The following is a 15856-nucleotide window of genomic DNA, read 5'->3' on the forward strand; positions in this document are numbered from 1 at the left end:
CAGCGTTAACTGTAGAAAGACAAGTTCCAACAATCACAACTAATGTAGTAGATTTGGGATAGGAGAGTTTTTTATGCTCCACCCATCAACTATTTTTTCTAAAATAAAAATTAGTGAAAGCAATTTAAAATTAATAATTTTTTTAGGATTCGCAATGTATTTTCTTGTACTTTATGAAATGTTTCCCCAATATCTATTTGATGAGCAATATGTTCTTTTTACTTTAGTTTTACCACTAGTTGCTGTAGTAGTTGGAATAAATTTTAAAAAAATTAATTTAAAAAATTTATCAATCAAAAATTTATCAGTAAAAAACATCTCCATTAAAGGAAAGGGGAGTGATAAAAATAATTCCAAAGTTGAAACTGGAAATCAAATTGAAGAAACAAATTCCGAAATTGCTGGAAATTCTGAGATTGATGCTTTGCTATCAGGTGCAGACTCAAACAAAGATTCAGGAATGTCAGAAATGGAAGCATTGCTAGCAAAAACAGAGGAGGGAGGAAAAGAAAAGAAAAGTTCTGAGATCGATGCAATGATAGCAAAAACAGAGGAGGGAGGAAAATCCGAAGAAAGTACAGGAGGAAATTCAGAAATCGAGGCATTATTGGCAGGAGCAGAAGCAAATACAGATGATAGTTATTCAGATTCTTCACTAGATAACTCAGACACAGAATTAATTATAATGGAGAAAATGGAGCCAATTGAAAATGATATACAGACCCTAAAAACAGATTTTGACCAGTTTAAGCAAGATCTTACTACAGTTAAAGAAGAAGTAGAGATTCTTTCAAATTCTTTTGAGAGCACATTAACTGATATCAAATTGTTGACTACAGATATGAACAATCCGCTAAACTTTATGAAGGAAGATGCACCGTTTAAAGAAAATATTCAGACAATTGATGTTGATGCATTAGTCCAAAAACCATCAAGCACTACAGATTCCAATAAATCAGATTCACAAAAACAAGAACCAGTTGTGCAAGAACCAGTTGTGCAAGAACCAGTTGTGCAAGAACCAGTTGTGCAAGAACCAGTTGTGCAAAAAGTTGAAGAAGATTCAAATTTACCTGAAGATGTCATTACTCTAGTAGATGAATTATCAAGAGATTTCGTTCCAGAAGAAGTGTTTGAGTTAGCAAAAGTACACTGTAAAACTTTGAATATTACAATTGATGAGAAGCAATTAAAACAATTTATCGATAAAAAAAATAATTCAACCGACAATCCCAAAGATAATGAAGAAAAATCAGATATGGAGAAGATGTTGGCAAAAACAATTGAAAATGAGGTGAACTAATGTCATCAGGAATGATTAGTGAGGGAATTTTAATTATAGCATCAATCGTAGTTGCAGGACTTATCACAGGTATTGTAGTTAGTAAGGTAGGCACGTTTGAAGGGTATTACACGGCAAATACAGAAGCACAAAAAGACAAAATGTTAAGCAAATTTGAAATTATTCACGTAAGTAAGATAAATAGTACTTCAGTGAATGCCTGGATAAAAAATACAGGATTAACCCCTATTCGAGAATTAAATTCAGTCGATGTGTATTTTGGGCCGATTACTGCAGTAAATTATGTCGGCTATTCAACAGGTTCAACTCCACAATGGAGTTTTGAAGGTAGTACCAATACTAGCTCAGTATGGAATCAGGGGGAAACCATACAAATCCAATTACAAGATGATTCGGCATTACAAACTTCCACATCATATTTGATTCAACTCACAATATCAAATGGAGAATCAAATGATCACATATTCTCCGTATCTTAGGAGGATTTCAAATGGGTCTAAGTAATGCAATTAGTGGCGGAATTATCATGTTTGGTATTACATATGTGATATTCACATTTGGAGGATTTACAGATCAAGCTGCATTGTTTTCTGATGCAACTACTGAAACATCGGATTTGGAAAATAAAATACTGAAAACTTTATTCACAATTGATTCCATAATTACAGCTGCTCCTGCTTCCACATTTACAATAGGCATAACAAACACAGGAATTGAGAAATTATGGGCATATGACAAATTCGACATGATCATTACATATGATAGTGGTGGGACAACATACACCGAAAGTTTAGAATATGCAGATGTATGTGGAGTAGGAAAATGGTGTATTACCCTATTCACTAATGATGTGATAGATCCTGAAATTATTAATCAAGGGGAATCCATAATAATTGAAGGTACGATAAGCAGAGTATTGCAGAGTGGTACTACAATGATAGTAGTTATTTCAACAGATAATGGGGTTGTAGTAAAAGAAACAAAATTAGTCTAAGTTCTGTTCAAAAAAGTCAAACATTTTCTTTAATAGAAAATTCTCGTAGGTTGCTTGTGTTCAATTTGAGGTGTACTTATGCTTAATATTATTTCTACAGGAAATGAAGAAATAGATAGACAGTTTGGAGGAGGGATTCCATCACCATCACTTGTATTTATTGAAGGAGCTCACGGTACGGGAAAAAGTGCAATCTCAGCCCAAATAATGAATGGATTGCTAACAACAAAAAAAAGCCTCCTTTGTGTAATTGAAAACACAGTAAAACAACATATTCAAAAAATGAAATCAATTACATTTAATTTTTCAAAACCTTTTGTTCGCAGTCAACTGATATTTGTTCCAATGTACATCAAAGATGCAAAATGGTCTGAGAAAAATACGGAGAGAATACTACCTGCGATTAAAGAATTTATTTTAGAAAAAATAGACAAAGTAGACGGTGTCATCATAGACTCAATTTCACCAATGGTCAATAATTCTAAAAATGAATCAATTTTAGACTTTCTTTCATTTTGTAAAGAAATTGTTGCAAAAGGCAAAACAGTGATAATCACAAGTCATTCATCTGATTTTTCAGAAGCAACGAATACTGCAGTAGTGGGAACTGCAGATGTATATCTAAAATTAGGAACTGTGGTAGTGGGAGACAGAGAAGTCAAAACTCTAAAAATTATAAAATTACTAGGTGCTGCAGATACTCCTGAAGCAGGTTTTGCATTTGAAGTAGATTTGATTTTTGGCATAAAGATTGTCCCAGTATCAATGGCTAACGCATAGGTGAGAGAATGGTTTTTGACTTATCAAAGATTAATGATGCAGAATTTGTTGCAAAAATTAAGGAAAAACCATATCTCAAAAACTATCTAGAAACATATCAAGGCAAAGGGAATCCTCTCCCTCTTTTCTCTGAAGAGTTAAAGGCAGAGCACAAAAAGCTGAAAGAGCCAAATTTAATTTATTCTGTAGCAGAAGACACATTCATTCACATAAATCCACATACTACTTCTGATGACGGATATAACGAATATGTCATAATTGAGCCTGATGAGCCTGATAGAGAATTAATGGAATTTGCAGACAAAGTATTTGCTGCAAAAGCTGGTGGTCTAGATCCACCAGTAGAAATCACAGAAAGATTCAACATGGTTGATAATTATCTCAACAAAACATTAGTCTCATCGTCAACTGCTGTAGACTATACAAAATTGGGAGATCCTTTTACAGTCAAAACATTTCCGGTCGAAGCAAAAAAATTGAGTGATTTAAAATATCATTTTCTTCAAAAACGTGCAGGCACAGGTCTTTTAGATCCATTTCTAAATGATCCAAATCTGGAAGACATTTCAATTATTGGTGCCGGTAACATGTATATTATTCACAAGGCATTTGGGACTTTGAAAGTTCCTGTTTTTCTTAGTGTGGATGCAATTGATGAGTTAATTATTAGTTTATCAGAGCAATTTGGAAAAACAATATCTCATGCAAAGCCAGTAGTAGATGCAACACTGCCTGACGGTTCCAGAATCAATATTGTGTTTGGAAAAGATATCAGTAGAAAAGGAACGAATGCAACAATACGTAAATTTGCTAGTACACCATTATCAATTATTCAAGTTCTAACATCAGGTGTCATGAATTTCACTGAAGTTGCTTATTTGTGGATGATGTTAGAAGCAGGGATGAGTCTTTTTGTAAATGGTGAGACTGCATCAGGAAAAACAACTACCTTGATGGGATTAACTGCATTCATTCCAGCAAATTGGAAAGTAGTAACAATTGAAGATACACCAGAGTTAACTTTACCTCATAACAACTGGATTACAGAAGCCACCAGGAATACAGGAAATGCAGCTTCTAGTGTAACAATGGATGATCTTCTAAAAGCAGCATTAAGACAAAGACCCAACTATATTCTTGTAGGAGAAATCAGAGGAGCTGAAGGAAACGTGGCATTTTCTGCCATGCAGACAGGTCACCCAGTAATTGCAACATTTCACGCAGCAGGAATGGTTCCTCTTATTCAAAGACTCTCAAATGATCCAATCAACATTCCAAAGACATACATGGAAAATCTAAATCTGGCACTATTCCAGGGTGCAGTTCTTAATCCCGAAGGCAAAAGGGTGCGTCGTGTTTTATCAATTAATGAAATTTTAGGAATTTCAAATGATGGTAATGTCATGTTCATTCCAGTATTTGATTGGGATGCAGGAACAGATACTGTAAGATTCAAAGGAAAGGGAAGTAGTGCACTATTCATTTCAAAAGTTTTAGAAAAAAGAGGTATGAAAAAGAAAGATGAAGGAAAATTATATGACGAACTAGAGCTAAGGGCAAAAATTTTAGAAAAAATGATGGAGAAGAAAATTTTCAATTATTATGATGTATTCAATGCAATTTCACATTGTAATGAAATTGGATTAGAAGAATATCTCAAGGAGCTTGATGAGCAATGATGGTAAACAAAGTCAAAGATGTAAAAAACATGTTTGCATCAGGAAGTAAGGTAGATGAAAATTTTGTATATTTTATTGGTTTACTATATTGTATTTCAACAGGAGAAATTGGAGCAGTAGAACTTTTTAAAACCGGAAAAGATTCAAAATATGGAAAATATTCTGAAGCATTTAGAGACACCTATAGATTAGGTGTGGGGTGGTCATATGGTTTAGCTTCTGCATGTGAAATGATGGGAAGAAAAGTTTCAAATCAAAAAGATGATCCCACAAAGCTACTCCTAGTAAAATTATCTCAAGTTGTAAGATTAGGTGATGATTTGAAGACATTTTTTAGGGATGAATTAAAAAATTCCTTAGCATCATATTCCATCAGATATGAGGCAAATCTTGAAACACAAAAACTATTTTCAGAAATGTTTTACACTTTAATGTCTACTGCATCATTTATGATTTCTGCAAATTCAATTATGAGTATGCTAATGGGTTTTGGTGATTCAGAAACAATTTTGATAATTTCAATGATGGGTACAGGGGCAGGAATGGCAGTTTTTGTTGCAATGATGTTTTTCATGTTCCCAAGAGATGTGTTGGCCCATACTGATGATGCTATTGAGAAAAAATTTAGAATGAAGATGTATATCGGAATATTTGGGACGGTTGGAGTTTCAGCAGTCCTTTTATTAACAAACATGATACCACCCATTCTTGCAATTGGATTAGGTGGAATACCTTTGCTATATCCAGGAATAATTGCAAAAAAGCAAGAATCAAAGATTGCCACATATACAGAATGGTATCCAACATTCATACTTCATTTTGGTCAATTGCTATCTACTGTAGGCTCTATGGGCCAAGCACTTCAGGCAGTGATGAGAAGTAATTTTGGCACAATCCAAGTATTCATTGACGGATTAAAAAACAGAATTAAAAACAGAATCGATCAGACCATATGTTTTCAATTATTCTCAATTGAAGCTGGACATCATATTATCGCAAATGGAAACGATATAGTTTCAACGTCAATATACAAAGGCGCGGATATGAATCTGGTAGGAAACGTAGTTGCAGACATTACAAAGAAGATTAGTGAGTTAAGAGGAAAAAGAGCTCAAAATGCATCTACGTTTCAGCTAGTCGTCGTAATTCTACATGTTCTATCTCTATCAATATTTGGCTTGATGAACAAGTTAACCGAATTATTCAATGATTTATCAGAAGGGGACCTTTCAAATGCAGCATTTGAATTAAGCCCAATTGATCCAGTTCTTATGAGTATGCTCATGCCTGTTCTGCTTATAATGACATCAATAATTAGTGGATTTGCAATCAAGATTATTCAGGGAGGATTATACAAGACAGTCTTCTTCCATATTGGCATATTACTTGTAGTTGGAGGAATCTCAATGTTTGCAATAAATGAATTTATGGCAGACTTTTTGGACAGCATAATATTCACAGCGCCATTACCAGGTGTATAGAGTTTTTCGACATAAACTAAACCCATATCATTTGTATGCAATGATCAAACAAATCATTATCTAGAAAATTCTAGATATGAAGGTATGACATCACAATCAATTGAAATTATCGATGATAAACAATCAGAAATTAAATCAAATGAGACAAAGTCCTCAAATGATGAAAAAATTACATCAAAAGTTTTACGAACATTCGATGAAGCAGTAATTGCTTCCCAGCAGTTAAGCGATACAGTATTAGAATTAGAGTCTGCCACAAAAAGTCAAACCAGTGGAATTGAAGAAGTGTCTCAATCATTGCAATCAATTGCATCCGCTATTCAAGGAGTTGCATTAAATGCAAATAAAGCAATGAATATGATGAAGGAATCAGAAAAAATTTCACAAGTAATCAGTTCAGATGCAGAAAAAGGAATGAATAAGATGGATAGTATGAAATCAATTGTTTCAGAGTCATCAAAGGATGTTCAGAAATTAACTTTGGAGCTTGCTAAAGTTGATAATATGACTGGATTTATCACTCAAATTGCAGAACAGACAAATTTATTGGCACTAAATGCCGCAATAGAGGCAGCAAGAGCAGGGGATGTTGGAAGAGGGTTTGCAGTAGTTGCAGACGAAGTAAGAAGGCTAGCAGAAAATTCTAAAAAGGGTGCAGAAGACATATCAGAATTAATATCATCATTAAAAGACTCATCAGATAAAACTACAGACAGTATTCAAAAAGGAAACAGTATAGTTCAGGATGCACATGAAGTGATTACAAATATCCTAATAGCAATAAAAAATATTTCAACATCAATGACACAAGTTGTTGATCAAATGCAAGAAATTTCAGCAGCCACAGAACAAGTATCAAGTGGGACAGAGGAAGCTACTGCGGCAAGTGAAGAAGTTCTTTCAGTTGCACAAACAAATCTGACCAGTTTTTCAGATATTGCACAAGCACAAGAAAAAGAAACAAGAATTCTAAAAGATGCAAATAATTCAGCTAAAACACTGGAGGAAATTGTAGATGTCATAGATGCAACAACTGTCATAACTACAACAGACACAGATGGACTAAGTGAGTATACAAATAAAGTCTTTTTAGACATTACAAAAATTCCAAAAGAAAAACAAAAAGAAGAAATGTATAAAATATTCAAATTAGATTGGCATGCTAAATCATTTTTAGACAAATTATGGAAAAAAATTTCTAGTGGAGAGGTATTTCAGGGATATGTAAGAAATATTGCATCAGATAAAAGTGCATACTGGCTTAAAACAACAATTAGTCCAACATACGATAAAAATAATAAAATCAAAGGTTATGTCTGTATCGGGACACCAATTACTGAATTGATGGAGATGATAGGTTTGGAGGGAGTTTGTAAAGATATTGAAAATGGCAAAAACACAAATCCAGCATTTAAAGGAATTATTAAAAAATTAAAAGAAGGGATTTTTTGATGCCTGAAGATAAAACATCTAATGAAATGGTACAAGTAGTAACATTTGCAATTACTGAAGAATCCACAAAAAAAGGGAATTATGCAATACCAATTGAGCATGTAAAAGAAATCAAAACATTAGGACCAATAACAAACATACCAAAATCAAAATCATATGTAAAAGGAGTTATGAATCTAAGAGGCAAAATCATTCCAGTAATTGATGTAAATGGAAAACTTGGAATTTCTGGCAGTAAAGAGCACATTAAACAAAGAATCCTAGTTACCGACATTGACAATGTTTTAACAGGATTGCTAGTGGATGAAGTAAACGAAGTTCTAAGATTAGATAGAAAAGATATTGAAATCGCACCTCTTGAAGCTTTTGAAGATAGCAGATACATCAGTGGAATAGCAAAAGTTAATGAAAAATTATATGTTATTTTAGATACACCCAAATTTCTGGAAGAAAATGCGAATGATGTACTACCAAAAGATACTTCACAAGAACTAAGTATAGAAAATGAAAAAGAAGACAGCATTCCAGAAATTGAAGAAATGATTAAACAAGAAATTCATAATTAGGAAAACGAGTAATGCCATATTTTCAAATATATCCCATGATTGAATCAGATGCTGCAAATCACATCAAAATAAAATCAAAAATATGGAGATTTTTATAAAAAATCAAATTAATGAATGCAGAGTCTGTTCGGCTCAAACATACATCATATTATTATAACTTTTTAAGATTTAAAAACAATGATTGACCAATATAGTAATTATTTAATTTTTTACAGGGGGGTGTAAGTCACATTGTTAAATCAGCAGTTAAAATCAATCAATGTAGGAATTGTTAATGATTCAAATCTTATGAGAACATACATATCAGATTTAATTTCAGTTGACGGGATTCAAACAAGTCTAATTGCAACTGATGGAGAAAATGCCTTAAGAAAAATCACTCAAAAAAAGCCAGATGTTTTGTTACTAGATTTAGAAATGCCAAGAATGGATGGATTAACTTTTATTGAAGAAATCACCAAGCGAGGAATTTTAATTCCAATAATTGTTGTAAGTAATTTTTCAGAAGAAGGATCAAAAATAGTTTTAGATGCATTGGAAAATGGAGCAGTAGATTGTGTAAGGATTAATCAAACAAATGAAAATAGAGAAAATCTTCAAAATGAATTAATTACAAAAATAAAAATTGCTTCAAATTCAGATCCAACTAAATTAATTACAAAGAAGATCAATTCATTAAAACCAAGTAAGAAAAGAATTCAAAAAATAGGTTCATCTGAGAGATTAATTGTTATTGGTGCATCAACTGGAGGCCCAGGAACAATTCAAAGAATATTGGCAAAAGTACCACAGGATATTCCAGCAGGAATTTTAGTTGTCCAACACATGCCCAAAGAATTCACCAATCATTTTGCCTACAGATTATCTCAAAATACGGGATTTGTAGTGAAAGAAGCAAAAGAAGGGGACGTCATCAGAGATCATGAAATCCTACTAGCACCAGGAGACTATCATATGGTAGTACAGCCAAATAAGAAAATCCACCTAGATTCAAGTGAAAAAAGATTTGGAGTAAGACCATCTGTAAATATGACAATGGTTTCAGCATCTGAGGTTTTTGGAGCAAATCTGATAGGAGTAATTCTTACTGGAATGGGACATGACGGAGGATTCGGAATGAAATCCATTAAAAAAAGAGGAGGGCACACAATTATCCAAAATAAAGAAACCAGTGTTATTTTCGGAATGCCAAAAGCAGTAATCGATCTTAATGCAGCTGATCACGTATTGGGAATAGATGAGATCCCTACAAAAATTTACGAAGAGGTGCAGAATCTTACCAGATAATAATTATCGAGAGATGTATGTCTCAGAAGCAACAGAACATGTAGAGTTGATAAATCAGACACTATTAAAATTAGAAGACAATCCTACAAACAGATCATTTTTAGATCAGATATTTCGTTCAGCCCATACCATAAAAGGAATGGCATCAACTATGGATTATGGTGAAACAAGCGAATTGTGTAAAAACATTGAGAATATTTTTGATGGAATTAGAAATGGTAAGAAACAACTAACACACAATCTTACAAGTGCGCTTTTTGTATGTATTGATCTATTACAACAAATGATATCAGATGAAAAATTAAAAGTAGATTTGAAACCGTATTTGAATAAATTAGAATCACCTGAAGAAGAAATGAAAAACATTACATTTCAAGAAGGAAGTAAAAAAAATACACCATCAACAATCAGAGTTAAAATGTCAGACATGGACTCCATTGTTGATTTGGTGGGAGAATTACTAACATCGAAAATGCAGTTACAGCAAACAATCAAAGATAAAAAACATAATGAATTAAAACAAGTATCATCACAGATAGACCGTTTAATTACAGATTTACAATACAACGCAATGAAGATCAGACTTGTTCCAATAAATCAAATTTTTGATAGATGTAATAGAACGGTACGTGATACATCACAAAAACTTGGAAAGAAAGTCAATCTGAACATGGATGGTTCAGGAATAGAATTAGATAGAAGTATTTTAGACTCGATAACAGATCCATTATTACATATTTTAAGAAATTGTGTAGATCATGGCTTAGAATCCTCTAAAGATAGAATAGAGTGCGGAAAATCAGAGGTAGGGAACATCAACGTAATCGTTGAAAGAAAAGGAGAAAATGTTTTTATCACTATAGACGATGATGGGAAAGGCATAGATGTAGACAAAGTAAAAGAAAAAGCTGTTGAATCAAGAATAATTACTTTAGAGGAATCAAACACAATTTCAGATGAAGATGCAGTACAATTAATTGGTGCACCTGGATTATCCACTGCGAAAAAAGTTACGGACATATCAGGACGAGGGGTTGGGATGGATGTTGTAATTTCTCAGATTGAAGCAGTAAACGGAACTGTAAAAATCACAAGCCAAAAAAATAAAGGTACACAAATAGTATTATCATTACCACTAAGTCTCTCAATAATTAGAGGACTCCTTGTCAATATATCTGGAGAAAGATTTGCCATACCACTTTCAAACATAATTACGACGATAAAAATCAAGGATGATGAAATATCAACATTACACGATACAGAATTTATAAAATATCAAGAGGGCATTATTCCTTTGATACGCTTAGACAATTTTTTGGAAATAAAAAAAGATAAAGAAAAACCAAATGAAGACTTGACTGTAATTATAATTGAAAACAATGGAAAGAGGTACGGATTTTTAGTTGATGAATTTGAAAGGAATCAAGAGATTGTTATAAAAAAATTAAATGAAAATGAGTCATCAGAGTTATTTTCAAATGCAACCGTTCTTCCAGACGGGAAAATAGCTTTAGTTATTGATCCATCTGCAATAATTAATTAGGGGATAATAGATGTACTTGAAAAACTACGAAATTCAGGAATTAGCGGGGACAATTGAAGAATTCATTACAGAAAAAACATGTTCAGCATTATCTACATTATTGAATGAACCAATTTCTCATCAAATTTCAATTCCAGAAAATAGAAAATCAGATAAAGCAGAAGTTTCTTTTCCATCCAATGAAATTAAGCTATGCTCTGTAAGATTAAATGGTAAGGGAGATCTACATATCGAATTACTCTATACTATAAAATTAGAACATGCATTAAACATTGCATCAAAACTACTAGGAACAAAAATTCAGGAATTAGATGAGATGGGAATGTCTGCTTTACAAGAAGTTGCAAATATTTTAACGGGCTCATTTTTCAACGCATTGTCTGAAAACACAGGGTATCGTATTGATCTATCAACACCATCATTCAAAGAAGGTAAATTAAAGGACTTGATAAAAGAACCTACAAAAGATGTAGACAGTTGCCCAAACGATGTAATTATCACAGACATTAGTTTGAGTGGAGAAAATACAAAAACAGAAATCCATATGATTATAATTCAACATCCAGATCATGCAAAAAAACTAATTTCATCTAAAAATGAAATATTAAATGTAGAAGACTATGAGAGCAAGTCAAATACAAATTTGCTAGGAGGTAAAAATGATTCCATTGACGAATTAATTGGAGATTATGTTTCAATAGAAAAAATTTCGGGAGAACCATAATGCTCGAATCTAAAAGAATTTCTCAAATAGAGGAGATCATAGAACAGATTAAGAAAAAAACAGGTAAAAATATACAAAATTTTAAACCTGTGTTTATCGATAGGCGAGTCCAATATAGAATGAGAAACCTAAACATTTCAGATTGGGATGAATATGTTAAATTAATTTCCAGTTCAAACGAGGCTGAGTTACTATATTCATCTTTTTCAATAAATGTAACAAAATTTTTCAGAGATCCCCATGTATGGGAAAAATTAGAATTAGAAATCATACCTAATTTCATTAAAAAATCAAAGCCTCATTCAATGAAAGTTTGGAGTTGTGGTTGTGCGTCTGGAGAAGAACCTAATACAATTTCCATTCTACTTCAAGAATTATGTAAAGTTCAAAACTGTAACTATCGAGTGTATGCAAACGATATAAATCAAGATGCAATAACTCGAGCACAAAAAGCTGTATATCGAAATGCAAATTTGGTAAATGTCAAAAACCAAATCATGCATAAATATTTTGAAAAAATTTCGGATGATAGTTATCAAGTTAAACAAAAAGTAACTACTAAGATTGATTATGAAAATATTGATTTGATAAAAATCTCTGAAAAATTATTTGACATTATTTTCTGCAGAAATGTTTTGATATATTATGATAAAAAATCACATGAGGGCATTTACAAAAAGTTTTCAGAATCATTAAAAGATGGGGGCATTTTGATTTTAGGACAAGATGAATCTATGATTGGAACTAAGGGAAAGGATTTTTTTGAATTGTTACACCCAAAAGAAAGAATTTATCAAAAAATATAGATAATCTTTGATTTAATTAGATTGATTATTGTCAATAATATTGTTTAATGTTTGTATGTACTAAACAAACTCTGAGATATTAATACAAGTATGAAGATAATATATGATAACATTGAAATCTAGAACAAAAAATAATCATCTAAAATTTGTGGAGTATTTTTAAATTGAGTAGCGGAGTCAAAGTGTTAATTGCAGATGATGCATCATTCATGAGAACAGTTTTAAAAGATATTTTGAAATCAAACGGACTTGCAACAGATATTGTAGAGGCTCCAGATGGAGTAGAAGCTGTTCGACAATACATCAATCACAAACCAGACTTAGTTACAATGGATGTAAACATGCCAAAAGCTGATGGAATTCAAGCATTAAAAGGAATAATGAAAGTAAATCCAAATGCAAGAGTGATAATGGTTACATCAGTTGAACAAAAACATATTGTTCAAGATGCAATGAAATCAGGTGCAAGAGATTACATAATGAAACCATTTGATAGGGGAAATGTTGGATTAGTGCTAAATAAAGTACTGAGAACAAAATAAAAAATTTAGGGGGTTTTTGAATACTTTAAAATCTAGAAATAGATGTCGAATATAGTCTCACATAGGTCAATAGCACATTCTACCAAAATGGAAGTATATTTTTAAGAATATTTCCGGATTCCCTATAGTCTAATTTGCAGTAATTTATGCATGAATTTCAAGCATACTGGACATATTACAATTATAGTATTGATCTTTGGATGTCTCATATTTGTAGGAAATGCTTACGCCATTCAAGATTCAGTTTCAGTTGGAAGTTTTCCACGAGATATTGATTTTGATCCATTTTTGAATAATTTGTATGTCCCAAATTATGAATCAGGGACAATTTCTGTGATAGATGCAACAAATATGATAATAAAGAATACTATTAGCATAAATGAAAATAATTCAAATCCTACCAGATTAGCTGTAGATAAAAATCAACATTTGGTATATGTTACAGACAAAATATCTGGTACACTTTCAATAATTGATGGAATTGACGGAAAAGTGATCAATACAATCAAAATTGGAGAATCATTATGGGATATAGTAATAAATGAGAAAAGCAACAAGTTATACATTTCAGACTTAGTTGAAAACAAAATAATTGTGATTGATAAAAATAATTTTAAAATAATTAAATCCATATTTGTAAATTCAAGTCCTTGGTCAATTGCCATAAATCAAAATACTAACAAAGTGTATGTTGCAAGTGGCACTTCAGAAGCAATTAACGTAATTGATGGGGAAACAGACAGTTTAATTTATGAAATAAATCCAGGTGTAAAACCTTGGGGTCTTTCAATAAATGAAAAGAGTAAAGTGCTATACGTGTCAAGTTGGGATTCTAATCAAATAATAGTAATTGATATTCAAACTGATCAAATAATTTATGAAATCCCCATCATATCTGGAGCATGGCAAATGACTACCAATCAAAACAATGGAATAACCATTATTTCAAATGAGCATTCAAATGAACTATATCTATTAGATGAAAACTCTAGAAAGATTCAAACAATTTCTGTTTTAGACTCTCCACAGTCCATGATTGCTTCGCCAACTTCAAATATCATTTATGTTACCAATCCTTTATCAAACTCAGTATCTTCAGTAGTGTATGATTACGAATACCATGGACTTTCACCAATTATTGAGGAAATAATCACTGACAATGACTCTATAAATGACGAATTGATTTTAGAAGTAATTCAAGGTATATCCAATGTTCCTCAACGTGAAGATTTTGACACGGATATGATTTCAGGACTTTTGAAGAATTTGGGAATCACAGGAGAATTTGACGGTAATGGAATAGCACGTATTCTGCTTGACGATTATAATGAAAAGAAGGAACTACAGCCAAAAACAGCCATAGTCCCTTCTTGGACAACTGATCTAGCCATGATGTTCAGTGATGATCTAGGCAGTCAGCCAACAAGAGAAATTAATTGTGATGATGATGCATTTTTCCCTATTAATGATATTGACAACATAAACCCATTTGATGTTTGGGTAAGTATTCTACCTATTTGTGCATTATCTTAATCATCAGAATTTTTTTTGATAAACAAAAATGATGTTCCAAGAATTCCAATCCCTAAAACTATTGCAAGACTAATGGCAGAAATGTAAACTAATGATGGAATCGAGGATAATAGATAGCTTAATTCAGTTTGATATAACGGGCTAGTAGCAATTCCTGCAAAAATCAATGATATTGTAATCATGCTTCCAAACACATTTGTTCCAAACAGATGAATCCACGATAAAAGAGTATTAAATTTTGAAAATCCGTTTTGAAGATTTGTTTCAATATGATTATAAAATATTCCAATAGTTGCCAATCCAGCAGTCAATCCAATTTGAAGAACAAATCCAAAAAAGAAAATTCCCAAATTATCAGTAAACGCAAATTCAAACATATTTTGAGTATTGCCATTGAATACCAGAAGTTGGTTTAGGAAAAGTGCTATTGTCAATCCAGTAACTATTGCACCCTGTATCATTGCAGAGATTATGAATTTTTTACCAAATTTCCCAGGTTTTGATTCATCAGAAACTTCAAGAAATGCCCGTTTTGAAATCTTTTTTTCCAGATTTGCGTAATCGTTAAATTTTTCTAATAATTGTGCTTCTTTTTTAGAATCATATTCAAATTCATCAAAATTATCAGAATTTTCAAATCTCATAGAAATAATCACAAGTATTTGTATAATATCATATAATGTGTGACAATTGAACGAACTGTATCAGAGTAAAAATCATGTTTTCTTGTTTGTTGTGAACAGACAATATATGATTAACAGCGAAATTATCAAAAAAATATGTCAAAACGAATTCTAGTAGCAGAAGATAATAGATTTACTGCCATGCAATATGAAAAAATACTCCAAAGTGGAAATCATGAGGTTGAAATTGCAAAAGATGGGGATGATTGCATTCAGAAATATATCAGTAGTATGGATGATGTTTCAAAAGAAAGTAAGTTTGATGTGTTGATTTTAGATCATTCCATGCCACAAAAAAATGGGGCAGAAGTAGCATCAGATATTTTATCTTTGAATCCAAAGCAAAAAATTATTCTTGCATCAGCATATGCACTATCAACTGAAAGAAATTTTTCAAAATTAAAAGATAGAATATTATTTCTTCAAAAACCATTCCAACTTTCAAAAATTCTAGAATTAGTTTAGATTTAAAATAGAATTTTT

Annotated in this window: 16 protein-coding genes; 15 read left to right on the forward strand and 1 reads right to left on the reverse strand. The window is 31.9% G+C overall.

What is annotated here, in order from left to right:
- Window positions 1-154: 154 nt before the first annotated feature.
- The 14 genes from C6990_RS05190 to C6990_RS05255 all read left to right on the forward strand — a co-directional run bounded on the left by C6990_RS05190 (window position 155) and on the right by C6990_RS05255 (window position 14690).
- Window positions 155-1303, forward strand: a complete 1149-nt coding sequence (locus C6990_RS05190) for a hypothetical protein (RefSeq protein WP_182129136.1) — start codon at window positions 155-157, stop codon at window positions 1301-1303.
- Window positions 1303-1782, forward strand: coding sequence for a flagellin (locus C6990_RS05195; RefSeq protein ID WP_182129138.1), 480 nt, complete (start codon window positions 1303-1305; stop codon window positions 1780-1782). The genes C6990_RS05190 and C6990_RS05195 overlap by 1 nt, the downstream gene beginning before the upstream one ends.
- Window positions 1783-1793: 11 nt before the next feature.
- Entirely contained in the window at window positions 1794-2297 is a 504-nt protein-coding gene (locus C6990_RS05200; protein WP_182129140.1) for a hypothetical protein, read from the forward strand.
- A gap of 78 nt (window positions 2298-2375) precedes the next feature.
- On the forward strand, window positions 2376-3077 hold the full coding sequence (locus tag C6990_RS05205; RefSeq protein WP_182129142.1) for a DUF7125 family protein: 702 nt from the start codon (window positions 2376-2378) through the stop codon (window positions 3075-3077).
- An 8-nt stretch (window positions 3078-3085) separates the two neighbouring features.
- Window positions 3086-4756: a type II/IV secretion system ATPase subunit gene (locus C6990_RS05210; protein WP_182129144.1), complete on the forward strand. Its 1671-nt coding sequence runs from the start codon at window positions 3086-3088 to the stop codon at window positions 4754-4756.
- The gene (locus C6990_RS05215) at window positions 4753-6237 is read left to right on the forward strand and encodes a flagellar assembly protein FlaJ (protein ID WP_255465240.1); all 1485 of its coding nucleotides are present in this window, start codon (window positions 4753-4755) and stop codon (window positions 6235-6237) included. Before C6990_RS05210 ends, C6990_RS05215 begins: the two co-directional genes overlap by 4 nt.
- Window positions 6238-6321: 84 nt before the next feature.
- Window positions 6322-7689, forward strand: a complete 1368-nt coding sequence (locus C6990_RS05220) for a methyl-accepting chemotaxis protein (RefSeq protein ID WP_182129146.1) — start codon at window positions 6322-6324, stop codon at window positions 7687-7689.
- Window positions 7689-8255, forward strand: a complete 567-nt coding sequence (locus tag C6990_RS05225; protein WP_182129148.1) for a chemotaxis protein CheW — start codon at window positions 7689-7691, stop codon at window positions 8253-8255. The genes C6990_RS05220 and C6990_RS05225 overlap by 1 nt, the downstream gene beginning before the upstream one ends.
- A gap of 231 nt (window positions 8256-8486) precedes the next feature.
- Entirely contained in the window at window positions 8487-9542 is a 1056-nt protein-coding gene (gene cheB / locus C6990_RS05230) for a chemotaxis-specific protein-glutamate methyltransferase CheB (RefSeq protein WP_182129150.1), read from the forward strand.
- Window positions 9493-11085: a chemotaxis protein CheA gene (locus tag C6990_RS05235; RefSeq protein WP_182129152.1), complete on the forward strand. Its 1593-nt coding sequence runs from the start codon at window positions 9493-9495 to the stop codon at window positions 11083-11085. Before cheB ends, C6990_RS05235 begins: the two co-directional genes overlap by 50 nt.
- Before the next feature lie 10 nt (window positions 11086-11095).
- Entirely contained in the window at window positions 11096-11809 is a 714-nt protein-coding gene (locus tag C6990_RS05240; RefSeq protein WP_182129154.1) for a chemotaxis protein CheC, read from the forward strand.
- Window positions 11809-12615 carry a CheR family methyltransferase gene (locus C6990_RS05245; protein WP_182129156.1) on the forward strand — a complete coding sequence of 269 codons (807 nt, stop codon included), beginning with the start codon at window positions 11809-11811 and terminating at the stop codon, window positions 12613-12615. The genes C6990_RS05240 and C6990_RS05245 overlap by 1 nt, the downstream gene beginning before the upstream one ends.
- Window positions 12616-12779: 164 nt before the next feature.
- Window positions 12780-13157, forward strand: a complete 378-nt coding sequence (locus C6990_RS05250; protein ID WP_182129158.1) for a response regulator — start codon at window positions 12780-12782, stop codon at window positions 13155-13157.
- 150 nt (window positions 13158-13307) lie between these two features.
- Complete coding sequence (locus C6990_RS05255) at window positions 13308-14690, forward strand: YncE family protein (RefSeq protein ID WP_182129160.1); 1383 nt, start codon at window positions 13308-13310, stop codon at window positions 14688-14690.
- Here C6990_RS05255 and C6990_RS05260 read toward each other — a convergent pair.
- Window positions 14687-15334 (reverse strand): hypothetical protein, encoded by a 648-nt coding sequence (locus C6990_RS05260; protein ID WP_182129162.1) that lies wholly within the window; start codon window positions 15332-15334, stop codon window positions 14687-14689. The two genes, C6990_RS05255 and C6990_RS05260, sit on opposite strands and share 4 nt — an antisense overlap.
- A gap of 135 nt (window positions 15335-15469) precedes the next feature.
- On the opposite strand from C6990_RS05260, the gene C6990_RS05265 reads away from it, so the two are divergent.
- Window positions 15470-15838, forward strand: a complete 369-nt coding sequence (locus C6990_RS05265) for a response regulator (RefSeq protein WP_182129164.1) — start codon at window positions 15470-15472, stop codon at window positions 15836-15838.
- The last annotated feature ends 18 nt before the right edge of the window (window positions 15839-15856 follow it).

Source organism: Nitrosopumilus sp. b3 (assembly GCF_014078525.1).
Lineage (GTDB): Archaea > Thermoproteota > Nitrososphaeria > Nitrososphaerales > Nitrosopumilaceae > Nitrosopumilus.